The following is a 23,391-nucleotide window of genomic DNA, read 5'->3' as shown; positions in this document are numbered from 1 at the left end:
CCCGATTTAACGGGGATCCGTCGGGGCAATTCCACATGAGGGGGAGGGAACTGAGTCCGTTGTTTGATGAGTCGCAGGACTGGCAGCGAAGAATTCCGAACAAATGACGTCGGTGCGACTCGTCGCATAAGCTTCCAGTGCGCATTGCAATTCGACGCTGCTCAAGATTTCCTGGGATGCGATTGCCTGGAGCAATGCACTGGGGTCTTCTCTCTGCAGGATCAACAGATCGACGATTTGGTCTTCGTTGAGTAATTCCAGCCGCAGGGCGACCTCGCCAAATCTCTCGCCAGTGCATTCTTGCTCGGCAAGAATCGTTTGAACGTCAACGGATCGCAGCACTTTGCAGGAAACGGCTAATTGGCCGATCTTCGCTTTTTGGCCGGTCACTTGCAGCAATGCCCGCGAGACGACGGGAATATCCAATACGTGTTGCGCAACGAGCCAGCGGCTGAAACGATTATTGGTGACAAGTTGTTCCAACAGCGCCGAAGATTCGCTAATTAGCGAACGAACCTGCGAACGGTTGCCGCCATCATGTTTGGCTTTATACATTTCTTGGTCGGCGGCGGCGATCACACGGTCTCCGACATCGACGCAATTCCGTCCGGGAATATCTAAGGCGGCGCCCAGGCTGACACAAATGGTGACAGGGCAACCATCGAATTCAAATTGCTCAGTTTCGACTCGCAAACGGATGCGTTCGGCAAGTTTTTTCAGTCCCTTGAGTGTGGGATTGCTGACCAGCACAACGAATTCGTCACCACCATACCGAGCGAGGATATCATCGGGCCGCAAAACTTCAAGAAATGCAGCTGCCACTTGTTTTAAAATATGATCGCCAAATTGGTGCCCATAGGTATCGTTCGCCTGTTTGAATTGGTCAATGTCGCAGAAGATCAGGCCGAGTGGATGGGCGTTTTGTACGCAACGTCCGACTTCGGCATCCAGAGCTTCGTCGAAGTACGCTCGGTTGAAAACGGTGGTGAGGCGATCGTACTGAGATTGCTGCTGCAATTCGTGATGCTGGGACTCCAAGTCGTGTTTGGCTTGAACGGCTGCTTCGTGCCGTGCCGTCGCATGCAGGTTGGCCACGCTTTCTTGCATAACAAGATTTGCCAATTGTTCGCTCGCTTCGGCCATCAATTCGGCTGGATCCTCAAGTTGGTTAGCTTGAGCCGAAAACTGATCGGCGACGACTTCGATGCGCGCACGCACCTCATTGAGGAATTCTCCCAACCCCTGTTCATCCATTCCATAATCGCGTGCGGCACGTTTTTGCAGTCGCTCATAGGCGATGCCTAGATTGTTGGCGCAAAAGAAATCCCCCACACAGGCGGCGAGCGCTAATGCGCGCTCTAGAGAATTGGCGGAGGGATCCACCGAAGTTTCGAGTTCTTCGACCGGCGCATGATGAGAGCGAATGAACGTCCAGAGCGTTTCAGGCAATTCCCACGTTTCGGCCAACTTGGCACCGATTTCCATGTGGTCGAAGCCCAGTTGTTCGCGTTCGATTTCGTAGAGATCACGGGGCTGCGTGGCGGCGGTGGTCATCACGGCCTGGTATTCGTCGGGAATCGCCTTGAGCATCGCCAATCGGCCTAGGTCGAGCAGCAGGCCGGATAAAAACAGTTCCGATTCCATCCGTTGTTTGGCACGTCGCCCCAAAGTTTCTGCTGCGGTGGCTTGTACGACAGATTGCAGCCAATACCGCGCGTAATATTCTGACAACGTCCCGGTTGTTGATGCGTGTTTCGACAAATAGAAACTCAGCGCCAACGATGTCACATACGTGCCACCCAGCAAGCCAACCGCCCGTTCCAGCGAAGTGACCTGCGAGGAAACTCCAAAGAACGTGGAGTTGACCGCCTTGAGGATTTTGGCCGAGATGGCCGGATCGTTTCGGACCAACGCTTGCACTTCAGCGATGCCCGATTCAGGATCATTCCTTAGTTTGAGCAATTCGACCGCAACTGTCGGCAAAGTGGGTAGATGTTTGGACGTCCAAATAGTTTCAGGATCGATCATCGTCTCGACCGGTTGTAAGGGGATATATGGGGAGCAAGCCATTCAACCTTCGAATGGTCGATTGAACGTTTCGTCGTCGCTGCAAAACCGTAATACAGGACCACTTCGTAGCAAGTCGTCCAAGACGTCAATGTGGGGTGGGTGGATTCGGCAGGCTATTTTGGTAGGACTTTTACGTTGGTGTGGTAGCGCAGAGCAGGATCAAGGATCTGTGACAGTGAGTCGCGGTCAGACTGGACTGTTGTTCGTCAATGCAGCGGTTTGGTGAAACCCACCTCGATGGTGAACGGTCCCAGGTCGCTGTTGAATGAAATACAAATCGGTACGACGTTCGAAGGATAGTGCACAACGTGCCCCGCACCGGTGACGACGTTCGGAATGCTTAACGACAGTTCCAACTGAGCCAAGTGCGCTTTGGCAGCACCGGCAATCATGTTGGCCAATTCGCCAATTGCGTCGCAAACCTCATTGTTGACTTCATCGGTTTTGGTACCGACCAATTGGTCCAAGACGGAAAATGACATTTCTTTTCCGAAACTCAATACGAACGTCCCTTGGACAAGGCCTGTTAAACCGATCACAGCACTCACTTCATGTTCGGGCGTGACTTGCGACTTGAGTTTGAGGCCGGTCCGAGCCACTGATGCACCCAACATCATTTCAAAAACGTTTTTTGTAGAAGTAATCACCGGATTGATGTAGTCGACGTCTGACGCCATATTTTGTTCAACAGCCGCACTCATGGTGACTTTCCTCAAGGGGGAGCAATGTTCAGGCGGATTTGACATCGAGACGAAGCGGTTCTCCGACCTCTCCGATAAAGCTCACAGACCAATACTCCGGTCGTAAACTGAGAATCTATCGCCACTATAGGTCAAGAATTGCGAAGAGTCGGGCATTATGATGCACGACGTTGCCACTTTCTCAGTCAGGCTATTAGAAAAAGGGCGCGGTTTTAGCTGCCGTAGGGATCATTCCGGCAAACCGAACGGACTTGCCGGATGACTGCTTGGATTCGACGCGGCATAGCGCGCAGCCTGACGTGACTGTGCATTGCATGGGCGCGAGGGTCGGCTTCGGCCGGTTTTGAGGAACAGCCCAATTCACTCGGGCGTACATTCAGACCGTTAGCGGTCCGGATCGGCGATTCGGCGCAAGTAGATCGCCAGGTGCATCTCGGTTTTGAGCAACCGTTGCCAGACCGCTGCAGGGACCTCGATCCGTGCTTGCTCGCCGCCTCCGGTGCGTTCTTCAGCATTCTCTAGCACGGCTGCGATTTGATCGTGGACATAAGCCAAGACGTCCGACACCAACGCCGCATGAACCGGTCGCATGTCGCGGGGGATCTCCGGCGGACCTTGCGGAAACAATTCCCCGTCCGCCCGCGTGCTGCCGGGTGCCTCGGATTGATCATCGCCGTGCAGCGACATGGTGTGCGAATCGGATGACAGAACGCCGCTGTTGAGCAGTTCGTTCCGCGTCTGTTGTATCGAGATTTCTTCTTCACTGCCGAAGATCAACAACGAACGCCCGACAGCGACCAGATCACCGACCTGTAGCACGCGCATGTGCATCGGATGCCCATTGACGCGCGTACCGTTGGTGCTGTCTAAGTCGGTCAAAATAAACCGACCGTCATCGTCTTGAATCTTCACGTGAAACCGGCTCACGCTTTCGTCATTGAGACGAATTGTATTGTCGTCCTCACGGCCGATCGTGACCGGCGTGGGCAAATCTGCGTAAACCGATCCTTTCTCCAGACCGCTCACAACTTGAAATGTCACCATGGCCATGCAGCACGCTTTTGTAGAGAGTCTTGCCAACGTGGTTGTGTCGTGATGTCCCGGGATACGAGCGAGGCGAAATGGTTATCGAGAATGGCTCGCTGAGAACCAAACTTTTGAGCCATTCGACAACTGACCTCCGCTTGGGAACGCAATCAGGAGAATTGCGGATCAGGAAAAATCCGCCGCATAAACCAACTTGTAACATGGTAACGCGCCGAGCGTCAAGAACTTCTCCTCGCGCACGCCTGGTTAAGCACAGTGCGTTAGTTCAGTGAGGCGGCCCAATTGAGGATGTCTGGGTCGTTATAAGTCTGGCCGATCGCATCCGAGACGGACTTGACCACCTCGATTTTCGTAACCGGTTTGGCCAAAACCGAATAAGCTTCCGCCTGTTCGGCGTCGCGACGCAAATCGTCCGTTGCATCAGCGGTGATGATAATACACGGCAGCAATCCGTGCAGCGATTTGACAATCCGCACCGTTTCCAACCCGGTGAGGACTTCCATATGCATATCCAACAACACCAAATCGACGTGTTGTTCTTGCACAATATCGATTGCCTCTTCGCCCGATTCCGCCTCGACCAAGCTAAACCGCAGCTCAAAAATTGAGCGGAGTGCCTCGCGAAAATGCGGATCGTCATCGGCGATCAACAATTCATAAGGACGGTTGCCTCGACGTCTCACAGGAACCTCCTTTGATTCCAACGATCAAACATCACACGAAATTCTGCGCAAACAGTCCCTCCGGGACTGGTGCCTGACTCCCTATAACAGCAACAACAATGCCAACACGCCGCAAATCAGTGGCGAATCCCTAAGTATCACTCTCATAATGTGTTCCGAAATTGGCTCGCAAGCCGGGTCATCGATTGTACCAGATGATTCCGTCCGAAATCGAGATGAATTTACAACCGGCATTGCCCAAACTGTCAGAACGGCAGGTTTTTTAAGTCGCCAAAATGGCCTAGAAAGCCGTAAAACAGGGGCACACCTCTCCTGGGTCGCTGTTATTTCAGTGTTTCCAAATATGCCAGCAGGTCTCGAAATTCGCGAACCGTTAACTGATCCAGGAGTTTTTCGGGCATGATTGACGTTTTTTGAGGCACCCGTTCGTCGATTTCGTTGCTCAACAATTCCAGGACATTCCCCTGTGTATCGCCAATCGTCACTTTGCCCTCGCGGTCCTGGGCGAGGATCAACCCGCTGTGGACTTTGCCGTCCTGCATGACGAACGACCAGCCGGAGAACTGGGGAGCGATCTCGGCGCTCGGTTCGAGGATCGACTGCACCAGTTTGTCCTGCTTGAGCGTGCCGGCGACTTTGGAGAGTTCCGGGCCGATGTTTCCGCCGCGGCCGTTGACTGTGTGACAACGATAACAGCCCGCTCCTGCGGAGTGAAAAAATACCCGCCGCCCCGCATCCGCATCCCCCGGTTGCTCAAGCAGTTTTTGCCATTCTTGGATTCCCTGCGGCCGTTCGGGTACCAGAGCGGTCAGTTCAGGCGATACCTCAGTTCCACTGGCTATCAATGTCCGGGCGAGTTGCTCGGTCAATTCGCGATCGACGTCAGTCACATCATCGCCTTTCGCACGCATTACCAATGTCGACAAATCAGCCAGCGTCGTGTTGAGCTCCGCATCGAATTCCTTCGGCGGGATTTTGCGGACCGCTCGTAGGGCTTCGATTTGCAGGACGCGATTGTCGGAACTTAATAGCGACGTCAACAGCTCGCGCGATGCGGCATCGATCGGTTGAGCGGCCAATCCAACCAGTGCCTCGGCCCGTACATTGGTCTCCAGGTTTTCATCACGCGCGATGCCTGTCAACAATTGGGCAGCGGTGGGCATGGGGGAGGCTTGTAATGTGCGGACCGTTTCCAAGGTGAGCACCGGATCTGCGACCGCTAGCAAATCGTTGAACAGTTTTTCATTCAGCCCGGCGTTAGCCGGATCGAGTGCCCGCAAGGCCCGCGCCCGTAACTGTGGTTTTTGCTGGGGGTCGGCGACGAGTTGCAACACATATTGCGATCCATCGATTTCGTTTTTGATTTTTGTTTTGAAATCGCCGTCGCGTTCGACGCCATCCAAAATCGCCAACGCGGCCAGCGTGGCCTCGAACAGATCGGTGGAGAGATTGCCGTCGGTTAGCAACTGTCGCAACTTCGGCCGCAGGTCTTGGAAATCCTCTTCGGCGATCCACTGTACAGCGGCGCGTTGGATGTCGGGGGAGGGATCGGTGAGACCTGCTTCGGCGGCCGCTTTGAGTTTGGGGGCCTTTTGGCGCAGGGCTAGAAAGAAGCCGAGGCGGGCGCGGGGTCGAGGCGTCGAATCGACGGTGGCTAGCTTGAAGAGCAATCGCGCGGAGAAGGATTGGCGGACGACATGTAACAACTTGCCGAAAATGAACGGATCAAGTTTTTGGAAACCGGCCCCAATTTTTGTATAGTCTTCCTCCGGTGGCAACTTCTTATATGAGCGTGGCCCCATCCAGTCCAGAATTGCCAGCACGATCGTGTGATCGCGTTGAACATACATATTAACCCACGTACTCAGGGTGGATTCAACAACCGGTTTAATGTCTTCAGGTGAGATTTGGGTGTTCTTCGACCAATCGTCATCGGTTTGATTCAATTCCCCTAACACGACCTGACCTGCCTTAAATTCCGGTCCCAAACCGTTATCAGGATCGACTCGCTGACTCCACTCCAGACTCGTCTGCCAAAACTCCGCTGCTGAGATCGTACGGCCTAATGCCCAAACCATCTCAATCTTTCCGCGTCGGGGCATCTGTTTGTCAACGAATACCGCGACCGATTCTTTTCGTGCCTCCGTCGTCTTCGCTAATGCCGTTGCCGCTGCGCGACGCACTTCAATCCGTTTTGACTTCAGTAACTCCTTCAACTTCGCCACCGGCCGGCCGGGGATCGTCGCCACGTCAATCACCTCCTGCTGCGGTTCATCCACCGCCGAGACGCGCCAGATGCGGCCGTGGCCGTGCACCGGGTAGTCCTTCAACACCCAGTCGGTGAAATACAAACTGCCGTCCGGGGCGACCGCCAAGCCGACCGGGCGGAAGTTTTCGCCGCCGACGATCAACGGTTCCGCCTTGGAAGTGAATGACGTGCCGCGGGGTTTGAGTTGGAATCGATCGATGCGGTGGTCGCCCCAGGAACCAACCAGCAGCGAGCCGATGTATTCTTCCGGGAAGCCATCTGATTCGTAAGCGACGATGCCCGAGGGGGCTTCGCCCGTGCCGGCGACCATCGGTAGCGTGCCGGGGAGTTCGCCATTCCAAGAGGTAAACGGATGCACGCCGCGACGGCCGTTGCGGTAACGATAACCGTAATCGCCGCCACGTATCGTGTGCAACAACCGGCAGGGTGGACGGCTGTCGGGATCGTTGTCGACGGTGAACATGCGTCCGAACGTATCGAAACAACTGGCATAAGGATTCCAAAATCCGGTGGCGAACCGTGTGAGCTTCGAACCGTCGGGGCGGCAGCGAAAGATGTTCCCCCCTTCACCGCCACCGGTCTCGACACTGCCATCGGTGCCGATCAATTTGTAATCCGCACCGAGATTTTCCCCCATACCGATATACATCCAGCCGAGTGCGTCAAAGGCGAATCCGGCCAGACCGTTGTGTGGATAATCGCCCGGCGTGTCGAGATGCAAAATCCGTTCGCGGCTATCGGCCTTGCCGTCGCCATCGGTATCGCGAAACAGCAAGACTTCTTTACGCGTCGCGATATACACTGCCCCATCGGGCCGCACGGCAATGCTCATCGTATGCACCAAGCCGTCGGTGAAAACGACGATGTCGTCCGCACGGCCATCGTTGTTTGTGTCGCGCAGGATCAACACGCGGTCGCTGTCGTGCCTTTGGTAGTCGCTCGCGCGGTGGTGCGTATTGCTTTCAATCGCCCACACACGGCCGAGATGGTCAACGTCGGTGCCGGTCGGCGTGACGATCTGCGGATGCTCAGCGAACAATTCGACTTTCAATCGTGGATCGAGCGATTTGGGCGGCGCATCTTCCGCAGCGCGGGCGAACGTAGGAAACGCTGTAATCAGGGCTACGGCGGCGAGCGATATCATGCGAGCGGTCATGCGATTCCTTTTCGTGTGATTGTGCGTTCGAAATCGAGATTGAATTATGGCCAGAATGCGATTGTCATGGCGGACGCACCATCAGCATGTCAAAGTCTACGCCGAAGGCGTTAAACATCATAGCCTAGGGTTGCGAACGCAGTGAGCGCTCCCTAGGTGGACGAGGTAATAATGCGCGGCAACCCTGTAGGGGTTGTTCAATCGTGGTGGGAACGCGATGCTGGGCATGCGTCGCGGTGAGAAACCCCTTCAGGGTTTGTGCGCGGGGGGCTTGGGTTCCTAGGGTGGCGCGGCTGCGCCGCTTACCCTAGGCTATGATGTCTTACCCCGTTGGGGTAAGTTCGGGCGGGCGTTGACGGGTAGCGTGCGTTGATTTTCCGCGTGGGTCGACAATTGGCGGGCGTCGATGTTAAGGGGGTAGCTGCATGGTTTGTGCGGCTCAGCGGGAGCTTCGCACTCCCTTTATGCCCGTTGGTGTGGTTTGAGTTCCACGGCTAGGGCTTGTTGGCGCCTGCTGATACGGCGACGTCGTCGACGATGCCATTGGTGTGCCGGATTTTCACGCGCCAGCGTTTGGTTCCGAAATATTCGCCGCCGGGGCCCAAGTCGCAATCGAGGTACGCGCCGGTCTCATCCGACTTTTTCTCGATTTTGAAACCGTTGTCCGACATGACCGCTTCGGCTTTTTCAATGGGCGTGCCGGGTGGGGTTTGTTCGAGGATTCGCTGCTGCATTTTCTCCACACCGGGCAAACCGGCGTCGCGAAATTCGGCAGGCAGGTCGCTGGTTTGCAGCGGCGTTGGGGCGTGGCACCCGGCAATCAGGAATAACGGCAACACGACCGCCAGAATACGTGAGATCATGGGTCACCCTTTTGATAAACACTGGCAGGGCCAGTGGCACCCCAGTTCATTGATTTTTAGCTGTACTCGATCTGTTTTTTATGACACGCACGCGCCGCATCCAGCTTTTTGCCAATTCCCATTCCAGCCGGCAACAATAATGTCCGGCGAACAAATAGGCCGGTACGCCGCAAAACGCCAACCAGGCTAATGCGGGGACACCAATAGCGACTGAAATGAAACAAGTCAGGCCCGTCACACAAAACAGGCCCGCTAAAAATCGCAGCACCGCCCAGCGGGACATGCCACGGCCCAGCAAACTGTGATGCATGTGTCGTCGGTCGCCGTGCCAAACATCTTGTCCGATCAAAGCGCGGCGGAGGATGGCTAGGGAGGTGTCCAAAATCGGGACCGTCAATAATGCCACGGCGACACCCAGATGCAGTGCGTCACCCGGTGCGCGGGGCGCTTGGATTGCTAAGTACGACACGGTCATACCGATCAGCATGCTGCCCGAATCGCCTAAATAGACGCGGGCCGGCGGCAGGTTATAGACCATGAAACCAATCAATGCTCCGGCGTGAATCAACGCCAACAGTGCGATCTCGGTGCGGTCTGTGATCAGGGCAATCGCAGCGGCGGCAATCGACAGCCCGACGCCGGTCAATGATCCCAACCCATCCATGCCGTCTAAGAAATTGATGGCGTTGATTCCGGAAACCAACCACAGCATGGTTAGCATTTTTCCGAACATCCCCAAATCCCACACCGTGCCGAACGCCCAAATGCGATCAACCGCATCACCGGCCATGACGATCGGTAGCACGGCGATAATTTGCCCGACAAACTTCCAGCGTGGTTTGAGATTGAAGACATCGTCGTACGCCCCAACCAGACAGATGATCAGTGAGGAGAGCAGCACGGGAACCAAACCCCCAACGGGGACTTCGGTCAAAGCAGCGACGCAAGCGGCTAAGAGAATGGCGACGCAGACTGCGACTCCCCCGAGCGTGGGGACGGGATATTTTTGACGTTTGCGTTGGCCATCGGGGCGATCCATGGCTCCGGTGCGCGCAGCGACAAATCGCACGCCGGGCGTGAGAAAAATCGCGGCCATAATTGCAATCACAAACGGAACACTCAGCATCCAGGTATCCATACCTTATGCTTTAGACACCCGCCGGAGCGGATGTTCAGTCGATCAATGCGGTCAATCCATTCCCGCCGCGCACTACGGCAGGCCCGCAAAAGATAAGGGGTCGAGTGGCGGAGTATAAACGCTCTCTAGAAATCGACAAACCCCATTATCGAGATACATTATATGCTCGAAACGGTTGCGAGATGGCGCGGGCCAACGCGCGCGGGTTCGCCTTTTGAGACGGCGAATACTGGTTCGGTCCCCACTGCGGCTCACATGGGCTGGGCGACGCAAAGCATTGCAAAGGAGCGTTCGCAAACCGGTGATTCGGAGCGAGGCGACTCCCCAGAAAACACTGGCGAAGCCAGTGGCACCCCCATTCTTAAGTGAGACGATTCTCTAGGCGGCGCGTGATTGTCGGTGTTGTTGCAACGTATGCACGACCGACCGCAGACCTTCGTCAAGGGTAATCGACGGTGCCCAGGCGACTTCTTTCGACAGTCGCTCCGTCACGGCGGAGATCTCCGGCGGGTTGTCTACCGAAGGTTCGCCGTTTTCGATGGTAGCATTGCCGCGGCCCACTGTTGCAACCAAACGGGTCGCGATCTCTTCCAATGTGACCGGACGGCCTGAGGCGACATTCACCGGGCCGGTTACGTCGCTCTCCAACAATGTGGTGAGCGCGTTCCCGACGTCATGCACGTGCAAATAATCGCGAACATGCGAACCGTGCCGGCAAATTGCTGATTTGTCAGCGAGCAAAGTTTTCACGGTTGAGGAGACAAAACGTTGTTCTGATTCTCCCGGACCGTAAACATTAAATAAGCGGCCCCAGGCGGTGCTGAGACCGGTCGTGCGCGCGTACTCAGCGACCACTTGTTGCAGGGCGTTTTTGGAGACTCCGTACAAACTTGTGGGACGCAAGGGGGTCGTGATTTCGTCGCAGATTTCGGCGGATTCACCATATTCCGCGCAACTACCGGCGAAGACCGCCCTATGCCCGCCGCATGCTGAAAAGCCACGCAATAGTCCTAAACTGGCTTCGATCCATTGCGCGTTACTTGGCGAATTCCAAAACCGGCCATGCGTTGTTTCCCAAGCCAAATGCAGCAGGTGCGTGGGTTGAATCATTCGTAACAATCGGCAGACGTAGTCGTTGTCAAACAGATCGCATTCATGGATCCGCATCCGGGGCGATGGCGCGAAGGGGCCGTTGTAGGTCCGCGAAGCGACATGCACTTCGTACCCGTTGCGCAACAAGGCGTGTACGGCATGCCGACCGATGAATCCTGTTCCGCCGGTCACAAACACAATTTTTTCATCCGTCATAAGAACGCTCCATCGTTTCCGCCCCGGGGTAGGCCGCTAAGGCAGTCTCGTATTGAATCTGTTGGTCAAGGACCGGTCCAAAACTTCGGTCACGCTCTGAAATACAACGCACCGGTAGCGGCCATTCGATGCCGATCGCCGGGTCGTCGTGGCAAAAACCGCGAGCGTGTCGGGGCGAATACGTGTGCCCCATTTGGTAAAACAATTCCGTGTCGGCGGTCAGCGTTTGAAATCCGTGCGCCATCCCACGGGGGATAAACAGAGTGCGGCGATTCGCGGCGGTCAATTCCACGGCATGCCAACGGCCGTAGGTTGCCGAGTCGGCACGGAGGTCGACGATCACGTCATAGGCCGCGCCACGAAGGCAGCAAACCAATTTTTGTTCGGCGTGCGGCGGCACTTGATAGTGCATGCCTCGCACCGTGCCGCGGCGGCGGTTTTGCGAAAGGTTGCATTGCACAATGTCGACATCAATGCCATATTCGCGCAGCGTCTCACGACAAAATGTCCGCGCGAAAAATCCGCGCTCATCGCGCCGCAAGTCGGGCTGAATGACAAATGCGCCGGCCAAAGGTGTCTCGGTTAGATTTATGGCAGCACCTCGACTTCCGGAATCGGCACCACGAATTGCCCGCCCCAGTGGCGAATGTCGGCCAGTTGCTGCGTGATCTCGTCACGAAGATTCCACGGGAAGATCACCACATAATCGGGACGATGCATGTTGATCGCATCGGGATGCAAAATCGGAATCTGCGTGCCGGGAATAAAGTGTTGTTGTTTGCGCGGATTGCGGTCGACGGTGAAGTCGATGAATTCGACATCCACGCCGCAATAATTCAACAGCGTCGTTGCCTTGGCTGGTGCGCCATATCCGGCAACGCGCGCCCCTTTCAACTTTGCGTCCAGCAAAAACTGTAACAACGACAATTTCGCCACGCGCAACTGGCGGTTGAAGTCGCGATACGTCTCGAGCCGCTCCAAACCGCGGTCTCGTTCGGTGTCAATCAGATCTTCAACAGCGGTCGCAATCTCAGGGTTTGATTCGGTGTGCCGCGCAAAGACCCGCAGTGAACCGCCGTGCGTCGGCAATTGCTCGACATCGGTGACGGTCAGATCGTGAGCTGCAAAAATGCTCTGCACGACGGCCAACGATAGGTAGGAAACGTGCTCGTGGTAAATCGTGTCGAACTGAATGGACTCGATCAACCGCAATAAATGCGGAAACTCGACCGTGATCAGACCGCCAGGTTTTAATAACAATTTGAGGCCGGCGACAAAGTCGTTGATGTCCGGCACGTGGGCCAACACGTTATTGGCGATCAATAAGTCGGCGTTTAGTCCCCGCGTCGACAAATGCTCAGCATACGGTTTGCCAAAGAACGTTGCGTCTGTGGGAATTCCGGCAGCAACGGCGACCTTGGCTACGTTTGCCGCTGGATCGACGCCGTGAACCGCGATGCCTTGTTTTTGAAAACAGCTCAGCAAACAACCATCGTTGCTACCAATTTCCACCACCTGTGCGGCATTGTCGAGTTGGAGTTGGGTTACCATTCGTTCCGCGTACTGTTGGCAATGCCTTAACCAACTGCGGGAATAGGAAGAGACGTACGCATATTCCCCAAACAGCGCTTGCGGCGATTCCAAGTGCTCCAATTGCACGAGTCGACATTCGGGACAGACCTGGACGTGCAGCGGATGGAACGGTTCCACCGCGCGCTGCCGATCCATGGGGACATAGGAATTCGCCAACGGCATCATTCCCAAGTCAGCGAATGTGACGTTTAACCGGCTTTGGCAAAACCGGCAGTGGGCACCTGTGTATTCAACGGTATCTTCGTGCCGAGGAATTGGCAAATTTGCTGCTGCGTTACCGCGCGTGCGTCGAGTCCGTTCTGAAACGCTTGGTACCATTGAACCGTCCATTGTAAAGCGGTGTCGAGTGTCGTGCGGGGCCACCATCCCAGTTCCTCCCGCGCCTTTTCACAATTCAGTTTGAGCGAATGGGCTTCGCACGGCTGCTCGCCGACGGCCAATTTCCAGGAGGCGTCTCCCTCCCACAATTCGACCAATCGATCGGCAATCACCGAAACCGGTTGTGCATCTTCATCGCGGGGGCCGAAATTCCAAGCTTCGGAAAAATCACCGGGGGCGTCCCACAGCTTTTCGGCCAACATCAAATAGCCCTTAAGCGGTTCCAAAACGTGCTGCCAAGGCCGCACGAACAGGGGATTGCGGATTGCGGCGGGTTGATCCGCTGCAAAGGCCCGCATCAAATCGGGAACTAGACGGTCTTCAGCCCAATCGCCGCCGCCAATGACATTGCCGCTGCGGACCGTTGCGATGGCTGTCTCAGCTGGTGTTGCTGATGAGAAAAAGGAGGCACGGTAGGCGGCGGTGATCAGTTCAGCACATCCCTTACTACTGCTGTACGGGTCGCTGCCTCCCATGGGGTCTGCTTCGACGAAGCCATGGATCGCATCGTGATTTTCGTAGCATTTGTCACTCGTGACGACAATCGCGACACGGACACCCGATGTCTGTCGCACGGCTTCCAACACATGGGCCGTTCCCATGACGTTAGTGGCATAAGTTTCCAGCGGTTCTTGATAGGAGCGTCGCACCAAACTCTGCGCCGCCATGTGAATCACGATCTCCGGCTGTGCATCGCGAACCATAGTGCGCAGATGTTCGTAGTTGCGGACATCGCCGCGGATCGAGTGTAGGTCATCGTCGAGATGGGCGAGCTCAAACAGCGCCGGTTGTGTGGGGATATCGCGGGCAAAACCGACGACCTCGGCGCCTAGCTCTTTGAGCAATAAACAGAGCCAAGCTCCCTTAAAGCCCGTATGGCCGGTCACCAGCACACGTTTTCCGCGCCAAAACGGCTGCCATAGTCTGCCGCCTTCCATGGCGTGCCCTCCTAAACTCATTTCCAGTGAGATCATTTTCGCCAGACGAACTCCGTCGTCGAGCGAAAGCGGGGCGTAATGTGGCAGAAACATTCCCCAGGGTCAATATGTAATTGAGATGCCGTTCCCCCCTCTTCCCCCAGGTCTCCTTCATCCCCACAATGCCGTCGAGCAACTCAGGTGACGATGTTTTTAGCCACAGATGAAACACGGATCAAACACAGATTAACGGGCCTGAAATCGCAACATCCCCAAACCGACGGCTTGCCGCCGTGCACGGCGTTCCATGCCAAGTCACGCCCTCGCACTGGCACCCCATTTTTGGTTGTGATCATGCATTGCGTGATGGGAATAGACACCATTGGTGTGATTGGCGTGGCCAACTCTTCTATTTTATTGTTGCACCGTGATTCAGCGGTTTGACGCAGTGGATGTCGCAGTTTTGGCAATGGGGGTTGGTGTGCAACTCGCCGCACAGCATATCTGCGTGCAGTTGATCTCGACAGAGCACAAAGAGCGTTGGGCCCCAGGATGTTTGTCCGATTCCCGTATAGCCACGTTCACGGATGACGGGTGCCAATTTTTGCATCGCTGGTGAGGCGAAGACTCCTCCTTGCGTCGGGGCAAAATATTCGCCGACCATCCGACCGAATTCATAAATGGCCGCGCTACAGGCGTCGAAATCGGCTTCGATCACAGCCGGCATCATTTGCAATAATAAAATCCGGCAAAGTGTATCGGTCATGACAGTCGGCATAGGCGCCATCTCCGCAAAGGCCTTCAATTCCGCTGATCCGGAGAGCCCGCTGAATTCTTTGGGAGTAACCAGTATGAATCGCCAATCGCTTGGAAACTCGGCGTTCCCGACTAGTGGAGCAACTACGTCAGTGCTCCGTTTGCCGCCGTCGATCAGAAACCCTCCCCGCTCAAAACCATGGATGCCCAATCCCGACCGCAAACCCCGTCCGACGCGCTCGGCCAAGGGGACGGCAGGGGTGGCCGACTCGCCCGACAGCACCGCTAGCACGCGGGCGACGGCCAAGCCGAGTTGCGTTCCCGAGCCAAGCCCGGCGTGCGGCGGAATCACCTGTTCCAGGTCGATGCGGCAAGGGGGGGGTTGTTGGCCGCTCGGAATCGATTCCCGATAGATGCCGACGAATCGCCGTACGCGTTGGGCGGCTCTCTCCTCTCCGAGAATTTTGTCAACGTCGGCAACGGTTCCTCGTAGGCGATAGCCGATTCCAGAGACCATCACCCCGGCGCCGCCGAATTGCCGCTTGATTTGGGGCGAATGCGCTAACAGCCCAAAATGCAGCCTCGCACCGGTTTCGACAACTACTTCGTCGGTCATGATCTCACTACTTCCGTCCGCCTCAGCCAAGCGTCTCTTGATTTCCGGTTTTTCTTACCCCAGATTAACGAATCGGCTGTCAGGACGCAAAATCGTGGCGGTGGATATTTTTTCCGGTGAGAAATATTGCCTCTGTGGGTTATCTTAAAACGCCATCGCTGCGAATCGGCATTGACTCAAAACGTGTTGCTGACGATCATTCCCGCCCCTCGCTACTGATGGAGATCACCGAGTCACAGAAGTGCTCTGCCTCGCGGTGCGTTTCCCATTCCGGCTGCGGTTGATTGCTCTCCCTACGGGGAGCGGATCATTGTCGCTGGGGCAAGGACTAGAAAAACCCGATCTGTAGACTCTTTCGCAATGGATTGCGACCGACGATGTCCAATGATTTAATCCAGGTTCTGCAAAACCTTGGCCGCCCACAGGTGTTGGTGTTGGGTGACTTGATACTCGACCGCTACATCTGGGGCGACGCCGAACGGGTCAGCCAGGAAGCGCCCGTCATTCTTCTGCAAGCCGATCGCAGTGAAACCCGTTTGGGCGGCGCCGCGAACGTCGCGCAGCTTTTGCGAGGCTTGGAAGCCGGCGTTTCGCTCGCAGGTGTGACCGGTGATGACCTCGACGGACGCGAACTCCGCAGCGAATTAGAAGCCTTGGATGTGAATTGCGATGCGGTGCTTGTCGACGACACGCGGCCGACCACAGTCAAGGAACGCTTCATCGGGCGCGCACAACATCGGCATCCGCACCAAATGCTCCGTGTGGATCGCGAACAGCGCACGGCGCTCGACACCCAACGCTCGGAGACGTTGCTGCAGACCGTCCTGCCGCTGATTGAAAAACACCAAGTCGTGTTGATTTCTGACTATGCCAAAGGCGTGTGTACTCCGGAAATCGTGCAACAGATTATTACCCATGCTCGTCAAGTCGGCGTCCCGGTGATTGTCGATCCGCGCCCGGGTGAGGACTATTCGTTGTATCACGGGGCGACGGCTGTTACGCCGAATCGTTTAGAAACCACACGGGCGACCAGCATCGACGTGCAATCCAGCGACGACGCTTTTACCGCGGGACGGCAATTGTGCGAAGAGCTGGGCCTGAAGAATGCGTTCGTAACACTCGATAGCGACGGCATCGCTGTCGTCCAAGCGAATGGGGACGCGGAATTACTGCCGACTCGGCGACGTGAGGTTTACGACATTACTGGTGCGGGAGACATGGTGCTGGCGACCATCGGTGTCGCCATGGCCGATGGGGTCTCGTTGGCGGACACCGCTCGTTTGGCGAATATCGCCGGCGGTTTGGAGGTCGAGCAGATTGGAGTGGTTCCCATCACGCGCGACCAAATGTTGGGAGACTTGTTGACCGGTCCTCGTAAGACCTATCAAAAAGTCTGCGATCTCGACGAACTTGCTCAGCACGTTTCCGCGCGGCGGCAATTGAAACAAAAAATTGTGCTCACCAACGGCTGCTTTGATTTGTTGCATGTGGGACACGTGCATTATCTCCAGCAAGCTGCTGATGAAGGGGATTGCCTGATCGTCGCCGTCAACAGCGACGCAAGCATCCGCCGCTTGGAGAAGGCTCCGGATCGCCCGTTGTTTCCGCAACAGGAGCGAGCCACGATGTTGGCCGCACTGGACGCGGTGGACTATGTGCTGGTCTTTGACGAAGAAACACCGCACGCCCTGTTGGATCGCCTCCGACCTGATTTGTTGGTCAAGGGAGGGACGTACCGCCGCGACGAGATTGTCGGTTGGGAACTTGTGGAATCCTACGGCGGCGACGTAAAGCCGTTGTCGGTCATTCCCGGTGTGTCCACGACACAGATCGTCGAGAGATTGCGGGGCCAGACGATTTTGAAGACACCCGCGGTCCCGAAAGCTCATGCGCCGGAGCGAAAAGCAGGATGAAAATTGCAATGTTTTGCCCGAACTGGGTCGGCGACCTCGTGATGGCGACTCCCGCACTGCGCGCCGTGCGCAATCGATACCCCCGCGCGGAAATCATCGGCATCATGCGGCCATACCTTTCCGACGTACTCGACGGGACGGGGTTGATTGATCGTGAATTGTTTTACGACCCGCGCGGCGCCAATCCAGCGCAGCGGGGATGGTCACTCAGCCGCCAATTGCGCTATGAAGACATCGATTTAGCGCTGTTATTCACCAACTCATTTCGGACCGCCATGATTGCTTGGGCGGGACGGATTGAGCGTCGCGTTGGTTTTGCACGCGATGCGCGGCGTTGGTTGCTGACGGATGCTTTGAAACCGAAATCTCGGCGAACGCCGCATCCGGTGATCGACGAGTATTGGCGCTTGGCAGAGTATGTCGGTGCGAAATCCACCAGCGGAACCGCCCAGCGGCGGCAGATGGAGTTGGCCACCAGTTCTGAAGATGAACTGCGGTTTCAGCGGATTCTGGCTCGTATCGGGTCGCCGGAGGAAACGCGTGGCCTCGTCTGTCTGAATTCCGGAGGCGCCTTCGGAGCCGCGAAACATTGGCCAACGTCATCGTTCGCCGAGTTGGGTCGATTGATTGCCGATAAATTTCACAAACAAGTCGTCGTGTTGTGCGGACCGGCCGAACAAGCGCAAGCCCGTGAGATCGTTCGCCTTGCCGGACATCCGCACGTGGTCAGCCTGGCCGGCGAATCACCCAGCTTGCGGCTGACTAAAGCGGCCATCCGCCAAGCCGATTTATTGGTCACGACCGATTCCGGTCCACGGCATTTTGCTGCTCCGTTCAATGTGCCGGTCGTCACGATTTTTGGGCCAACGCACATCGCTTGGAGCGAAACTTTTTACCCCAAGGCGGTCCATTTGCAGCTGCATGTTGATTGCGGACCATGTCAAAAGCGGGTGTGTCCGCTCGGACATCATCGCTGCATGCAGGAACTGGGTGTGGATCGCGTGTTCAGTGCGGTCACGAGACAGTTGCACGAAACCGCGCGGCGGTCCGTGGCTTAATAGCGATTGATAAGAGACAGAAGTTTCATCGCCCCCTAATACGGACCTCATGGCTATCAGTACCATACAACAGGTCAATACACCGAAAGCCGGCCCCCCTGCCCTTGAACGGCAGCCGCTGAAAATCGCGATTGCGCGGCGCTATTACTCTCTGCAACGTGGTGGAGCGGAGCGGTACTGTGTGAATTTATCGCGGCAGCTGCTCAAGCTGGGGCATGATGTTTCGTTTGTCGGCGAAGGCATCGACGACGAGTTGAGCGACGAACTGCCGTTTTTACCCGTTCGCGTGCAATCCTCGACCTCCTCGGCCCGCAATCGCTCGTTTGCCGAGAACTGTGGCAAGGTGATTGCCGAGCAGAAATTCGATATTGCCTATGGATTGGGACGGAGTCTGGGCGTCGATCTGTTTCGCGTGACCGAACGACTGCAATCGCACTGGTTGAACGTGCACTATCGCAATCGGGCGAATCGGTTTCTGCAGCAACTCAATCCGCGGCACCGGACACTCATAGAGTTGGAACGGACAATCTGCCAGTCACCGCACACACGGCGAATTGTGACGATTTCCTCCGTCGACGGCGCGTTGTTGCAGCGATATTACGACGTGCCGCCGGAGAAGATCCGCACGATTTACAACGGCGTCGACATCGATCACTTTCACCCCCGCGCCAAACAGTATTCCGCGGAGGTCCGTCGTGAATGGGGAATCGGGGAACACGATCCGTTGATCACCTTTGCCTCGATGGATTTTGCGGGCAAGGGGCTGCGCACCATCCTGGAGTCGCTCCGCGCCGCTCGCAATCAAGAGATTCAACTTCTGGTGTTAGGACGGGGACCACAACGCAAGTTCGCGCGACTGGCCAAACGATTGGGCGTCGCGAACCGTGTCACCTTCGCCGGCCGACAAGACAAAATTGAGCGGTTTTATGCGGCGGGGGATCTGATGGTTCTCCCGACGACTTATGAGCCGTTTCCCAACGTGGTCGTCGAATCGATGGCCTGTGGTGTTCCTGCGATTACGACAGCCACCGCCGGCGGCGCAGACATGATTGACGAAGAGGCCACCGGCTACCTGTTGCCAGATAGCTGGGCGGTATGCGAATTGGCGGAATCACTAGACCACCATTTTTCGAAAACGGACGCACAGCGCGAATTGATGGCGACTGCCAGCCGGGCTAAGACGGCCACGATGACGGTTGAGAACAATGCGCGGCAAGTTTCGGAGTTGTTCTACGAGGTGTTGCGTGACAAGTATCGCGTTTGAGGATTGGCAAGGCGGAAAGTTGCGAGTGAATCGCGACTTTGCGCAGATCCTTCGCACCAACCAACTCGACACGTTCGATGCCCTGATGAATCACACCGGTGGCACGATTGCCAAAAACCTGTTGGCAGAACGGACTACAAGGCGGATCATGCTGCAGGATGGGGAGCATTCCCGCGGATTTTATATCAAACGTCATTTGCCCTCGCCGTTCAAAGAATACTTCAAACCCTTATTACGGCTCACTTGGCCGATTCTGGGTGCTCGCAACGAATGGGATGCCCTGCTCGAATTCCACACGGCTGAAATCCCGACAATGACGCCGGTGGCACTGGGTGAGGTGGGCCGGTATTCGTTTCTAGTGACCGAGGCAATCGACGGGTACACGAAGCTACCCGAATGGTTGTCGCAACAACCGGGAACGGCTGATTTGACGCCGGTTGTGGACCGCGTAGCGGAAATCGCGCGGCGGATGCATGTCGCGGGGTTGCATCACCAGGATTTTTACTTGGGACACTTGTTGATCCGCCAAGGCGACGATGATTTTGACGTGCGGGTCATCGATCTGGGCCGCGCACGGGCGTCCGCCAACCTGTCGAAGCGCTGGATCATCAAAGATCTGGCACAGTTAGACTACTCCGCCCGACACATGCGAATCCGCGAGCAAGTGCGGTTTCTGCATGGTTATTTCGGCGGTTCACGGAGACTCGACCCCGCTGAAAAGCGCCTCGTACGACGAATCCGCAGCAAATCCCGCTGGATTGCACGGCACTCGCAGAAGAATCGGCTGTGAGGCTTGAGGCGACAGGCTTGAGGGGTGAGGCTGTGGACTTTCGGCCGTAGTCGGTAGGACAGTAAACTGTTCCCATGTTCTGACTGGGTCCCGCTTTACTCACGCCTGTTTCCGCGCGCCTCACGCCTCAGCAGCATCGAATCTTGTTGCGGATTCTGGTACCGTCACCGGTTGATGCGGTCTTGTTGTCTTGAGCGGCCGCCGTTTGCCGGGGCTCTTCGGTGTTCCATGGGGATTTCTATTCATGAATGATGCCACCGCTGCTTTGATTGTGGCGATCATTTCTTATCTCGTCGGCGCGATTCCGTTTGGCTATTTGATTCCCAAATGGTGCAAGGGGATCGATATACGCGAGCATGGCAGTGGCAATCCGGGGGCGACGAATGTGCTTCGCACCATGGGGAACGAGTGGGGAATTCTGGTGCTTTGCCTGGACCTGCTCAAGGGACTGTTGCCTGTTTGGCTGTTGCCGATGTGGCTGTTACCCAGCGACAGTCCGGCCATGCTCCATCTGCGTGTGCTGGCAGGCGTGGCGGCCATTGTGGGGCATATGTTGCCGGTCTATTTGCAGTTTCGCGGCGGCAAAGGCGTGGCAACCGCCTTGGGGGTGGTGATCGTGCTGGGAGGATGGGGAACACCGGTGGCTGTGTCGATGTTTCTGATCACATTCGCGGCATGGCGGCTGGTGGCGCTCAGTTCGATGCTGGCGGTCAGCGCATTCGCGATTACGCAACTGGTGATACTTTATCCGTACCCGTCCCAGACGTGGAGCTTGCTGGGTTTTAGCGTTGCGGCACCGTTGCTGATCATCTATCGGCACCGCAGCAATATCGTGCGGTTGTGGAATCGCGAGGAGGAAAGAACGGAGATCGGCAAACGCTCTTCGACAGTAAAAAGCGAGGTGCCGACAGATTCGGGCGAAGATTCTGCGGCGTGATTTGCTGCGGCGCAGCGGTTGCTGGGCCGACGACGCAAAAACGGGCAGGCTTTTAGCCGACCCTGATATCGTTGGTCAATTCCAAAACTTCGTCGATGGTGTTCATCGCCGCGTGCGATGCCAATTGTTTGGCATAGTAGCTGTTCGTCCGTCCCGTGAGCACGAGATGGTCGGCCAGCAGATCGACCTGCAAACCTTGAATCATCCCATTGGTGTGCTTCAGAACCTGTTGGCGGACGCGTTCGTCAAGCGGCATTTTTAGCTCGGCCGCTGGCGTATGCAATCGCATGTCTGTTTCCTCCTTGATGAAAAGTCGCTGTGCGATTTCGTTTCTCAAGTTGCCGGAAGACGAGTCGGCGGACTCCAATTGCATGAAGCAACCGGCGGCCCGATTCCGGTTTTCGGCAATGCGGAGAACTTGCGTCAGCGCGGTCTTGATGAAAGCCCGCTCGAACGGCCAAGCCATTTGCATCGCAGAAAGAAGCCAATCGCGTTTCTCGTGTCCTTGATGTCGCGTCGACTGATTGTACTGGAGCTTGAGGGACTTGCGGGCGGCAGGCTGCTCGTCTTTGAATCGGCTCGTCAATAAGAGGGGACAACCAAGGGATGTCCTCAAAGAACCGCTCAACAAATCCAACACCCAACTGTAGTGCATCCCCCACAATACGTCAAACGATATCTAGCGGCTTACCGTCTGATTCATGAAAAACTCATCATGATTCTCACAAGGCGTTCCCGCGCGAGGACGAATTTGCGATGATACTCGCACGCTCCAAAACCAACCCGCCATTGTGCGGCAACAATTGGCAACGTTTCGACTCATTTCCCCCATCCGAATTTCAATACAAAAACACAAAAGGAATGATGGACACTATGGATCAACCCGCCTTGGAGTTTCTCAAAGCGTTATTGGCCGCCCCCAGCCCCTCAGGCTACGAGCAACCGGTGCAAGCCGTCGTCCGGGAATTCGCCGACAAATTTGCGGCTGAGGTCAGCACCGACTGGCACGGCAACGTCATCGCCGCCGTCAATCCGACCGGCTCGCCGCGGATCATGCTCGCCGGGCATTGCGATCAAATCGGCTTGATGGTCAAACATATCGACGACGATGGTTATGTCTGGGTCGACCCGATTGGCGGCTGGGATGTGCAGATGCTGATCGGCCAAAACATGCTGATCCACAACGCCGCAGGAGCTGTCCCCGGTGTCATCGCCCGCAAAGCGATTCATCTGCTCACCCCCGATGAACGCAAACAGGTCCCCGAGATGTCGGATCTCTGGATCGACATCGGCGCCAAGGACAAAGCCCAGACGGAGGAATTGATCGCAGTGGGTGACCCGGTAACGTTCGAATTGGGATTCCGAGAATTGCAAAACGGCCTAGCGACCGCTCCCGGCATGGACAACAAAGTGGGTGCCTGGGTGGTAATGAATGCTCTCAAGCAGGTGGCTGCCGGGAATCCGCAGGCAGCGGTCTTCGCCGTTTCCACTGTTCAAGAAGAAATCGGTCTGCGTGGTGCCAAAACGAGTGCTTATTCCATTGAGCCGCAATTGGGTATTGCTGTCGACGTGACGCATGCCACGGATTGCCCGACCGTGGACAAACAAAAGTATGGCGACATCAAAATGGGCAGCGGCCCGGTTGTGTACCGTGGACCGAACGTCAATCCGGTGATGCACGAACAACTGAAAACGATGTCCGCCACGAGCAAAATCCCTGCGCAAATCGCCGGCATCTCCCGGCCCGCGGGGAACGACGCCAACGCCATGCAAATCAACCAAGGGGGCATGGCCACCGCTATTGTGGCGATTCCCAATCGGTATATGCACAGCCCGGTGGAGGTGATTTCGCTGGACGACCTAGAAAATGCCGCCCAACTCATCGCGGAATTTTGTCTGTCGCTGACGCCCGAGAGCGACTTCACACCGTAATT

At 56.2% G+C, this 23,391-nt stretch carries 20 protein-coding genes; 7 read left to right on the top strand and 13 right to left on the bottom strand.

Going from position 1 to position 23,391, the window contains the following annotated elements:
- Nucleotides 1-6: 6 nt before the first annotated feature.
- From CA54_RS11520 to CA54_RS11465, 12 genes are all read right to left on the bottom strand, one after another.
- Nucleotides 7-2,070: a sensor domain-containing diguanylate cyclase gene (locus CA54_RS11520; protein ID WP_146370912.1), complete on the bottom strand. Its 2,064-nt coding sequence runs from the start codon at nucleotides 2,068-2,070 to the stop codon at nucleotides 7-9.
- Between the two features lie 206 nt (nucleotides 2,071-2,276).
- The gene (locus tag CA54_RS11515; protein ID WP_146370911.1) at nucleotides 2,277-2,771 is read right to left on the bottom strand and encodes a chemotaxis protein CheX; all 495 of its coding nucleotides are present in this window, start codon (nucleotides 2,769-2,771) and stop codon (nucleotides 2,277-2,279) included.
- 384 nt (nucleotides 2,772-3,155) lie between these two features.
- On the bottom strand, nucleotides 3,156-3,821 hold the full coding sequence (locus CA54_RS11510; RefSeq protein WP_146370910.1) for an FHA domain-containing protein: 666 nt from the start codon (nucleotides 3,819-3,821) through the stop codon (nucleotides 3,156-3,158).
- Nucleotides 3,822-4,078: 257 nt separating this feature from the next.
- Entirely contained in the window at nucleotides 4,079-4,501 is a 423-nt protein-coding gene (locus CA54_RS11505) for a response regulator (RefSeq protein ID WP_146370909.1), read from the bottom strand.
- Between the two features lie 323 nt (nucleotides 4,502-4,824).
- Entirely contained in the window at nucleotides 4,825-7,926 is a 3,102-nt protein-coding gene (locus tag CA54_RS11500; protein ID WP_146370908.1) for a PVC-type heme-binding CxxCH protein, read from the bottom strand.
- Between the two features lie 494 nt (nucleotides 7,927-8,420).
- Nucleotides 8,421-8,789: a hypothetical protein gene (locus CA54_RS11495; protein ID WP_146370907.1), complete on the bottom strand. Its 369-nt coding sequence runs from the start codon at nucleotides 8,787-8,789 to the stop codon at nucleotides 8,421-8,423.
- A gap of 46 nt (nucleotides 8,790-8,835) precedes the next feature.
- Entirely contained in the window at nucleotides 8,836-9,915 is a 1,080-nt protein-coding gene (locus tag CA54_RS11490) for an MraY family glycosyltransferase (protein WP_197532397.1), read from the bottom strand.
- A gap of 390 nt (nucleotides 9,916-10,305) precedes the next feature.
- Nucleotides 10,306-11,235 carry an NAD-dependent epimerase/dehydratase family protein gene (locus CA54_RS11485; RefSeq protein ID WP_146370905.1) on the bottom strand — a complete coding sequence of 310 codons (930 nt, stop codon included), beginning with the start codon at nucleotides 11,233-11,235 and terminating at the stop codon, nucleotides 10,306-10,308.
- Nucleotides 11,225-11,827: a dTDP-4-dehydrorhamnose 3,5-epimerase gene (gene rfbC / locus CA54_RS11480; protein ID WP_146370904.1), complete on the bottom strand. Its 603-nt coding sequence runs from the start codon at nucleotides 11,825-11,827 to the stop codon at nucleotides 11,225-11,227. Before rfbC ends, CA54_RS11485 begins: the two co-directional genes overlap by 11 nt.
- Nucleotides 11,824-12,990: a class I SAM-dependent methyltransferase gene (locus tag CA54_RS11475; protein ID WP_390816742.1), complete on the bottom strand. Its 1,167-nt coding sequence runs from the start codon at nucleotides 12,988-12,990 to the stop codon at nucleotides 11,824-11,826. The genes rfbC and CA54_RS11475 overlap by 4 nt, the downstream gene beginning before the upstream one ends.
- Nucleotides 12,991-13,016: 26 nt before the next feature.
- Nucleotides 13,017-14,144, bottom strand: coding sequence for a CDP-glucose 4,6-dehydratase (gene rfbG / locus CA54_RS11470; protein ID WP_146372367.1), 1,128 nt, complete (start codon nucleotides 14,142-14,144; stop codon nucleotides 13,017-13,019).
- A 388-nt stretch (nucleotides 14,145-14,532) separates the two neighbouring features.
- Nucleotides 14,533-15,495, bottom strand: coding sequence for a beta-ribofuranosylaminobenzene 5'-phosphate synthase family protein (locus CA54_RS11465; protein WP_146370902.1), 963 nt, complete (start codon nucleotides 15,493-15,495; stop codon nucleotides 14,533-14,535).
- Between the two features lie 377 nt (nucleotides 15,496-15,872).
- Here CA54_RS11465 and rfaE2 point away from each other — a divergent pair, with 377 nt between their 5' ends.
- From rfaE2 to plsY, 5 genes are all read left to right on the top strand, one after another.
- A complete protein-coding gene (rfaE2, locus tag CA54_RS11460; protein WP_146370901.1) occupies nucleotides 15,873-17,408 on the top strand; it encodes a D-glycero-beta-D-manno-heptose 1-phosphate adenylyltransferase in 1,536 nt (511 codons plus the stop codon).
- Nucleotides 17,405-18,466: a lipopolysaccharide heptosyltransferase II gene (gene waaF / locus CA54_RS11455; protein ID WP_146370900.1), complete on the top strand. Its 1,062-nt coding sequence runs from the start codon at nucleotides 17,405-17,407 to the stop codon at nucleotides 18,464-18,466. Before rfaE2 ends, waaF begins: the two co-directional genes overlap by 4 nt.
- Before the next feature lie 49 nt (nucleotides 18,467-18,515).
- On the top strand, nucleotides 18,516-19,730 hold the full coding sequence (locus CA54_RS11450) for a glycosyltransferase family 4 protein (protein WP_231963038.1): 1,215 nt from the start codon (nucleotides 18,516-18,518) through the stop codon (nucleotides 19,728-19,730).
- Nucleotides 19,711-20,520, top strand: a complete 810-nt coding sequence (locus CA54_RS11445) for a lipopolysaccharide kinase InaA family protein (RefSeq protein WP_197532394.1) — start codon at nucleotides 19,711-19,713, stop codon at nucleotides 20,518-20,520. Before CA54_RS11450 ends, CA54_RS11445 begins: the two co-directional genes overlap by 20 nt.
- 244 nt (nucleotides 20,521-20,764) lie before the next feature.
- Nucleotides 20,765-21,457 carry a glycerol-3-phosphate 1-O-acyltransferase PlsY gene (plsY, locus tag CA54_RS11440; protein WP_146370898.1) on the top strand — a complete coding sequence of 231 codons (693 nt, stop codon included), beginning with the start codon at nucleotides 20,765-20,767 and terminating at the stop codon, nucleotides 21,455-21,457.
- Nucleotides 21,458-21,509: 52 nt separating this feature from the next.
- Here the strand turns inward: plsY and CA54_RS11435 are convergent, their stop codons facing one another.
- A complete protein-coding gene (locus CA54_RS11435; RefSeq protein ID WP_146370897.1) occupies nucleotides 21,510-21,746 on the bottom strand; it encodes a BON domain-containing protein in 237 nt (78 codons plus the stop codon).
- On the opposite strand from CA54_RS11435, the gene CA54_RS11430 reads away from it, so the two are divergent.
- Entirely contained in the window at nucleotides 21,735-22,046 is a 312-nt protein-coding gene (locus CA54_RS11430) for a hypothetical protein (RefSeq protein ID WP_146370896.1), read from the top strand. The two genes, CA54_RS11435 and CA54_RS11430, sit on opposite strands and share 12 nt — an antisense overlap.
- Nucleotides 22,047-22,330: 284 nt before the next feature.
- Nucleotides 22,331-23,389: a M42 family metallopeptidase gene (locus tag CA54_RS11425; RefSeq protein ID WP_146370895.1), complete on the top strand. Its 1,059-nt coding sequence runs from the start codon at nucleotides 22,331-22,333 to the stop codon at nucleotides 23,387-23,389.
- Nucleotides 23,390-23,391: the final 2 nt, after the last annotated feature.

The sequence above is a fragment of the Symmachiella macrocystis genome, assembly GCF_007860075.1.
Classification (GTDB): domain Bacteria; phylum Planctomycetota; class Planctomycetia; order Planctomycetales; family Planctomycetaceae; genus Symmachiella; species Symmachiella macrocystis.
Note: the sequence above shows the minus strand (reverse complement) of the source record. Positions and strands in the feature narration are given on the sequence as shown.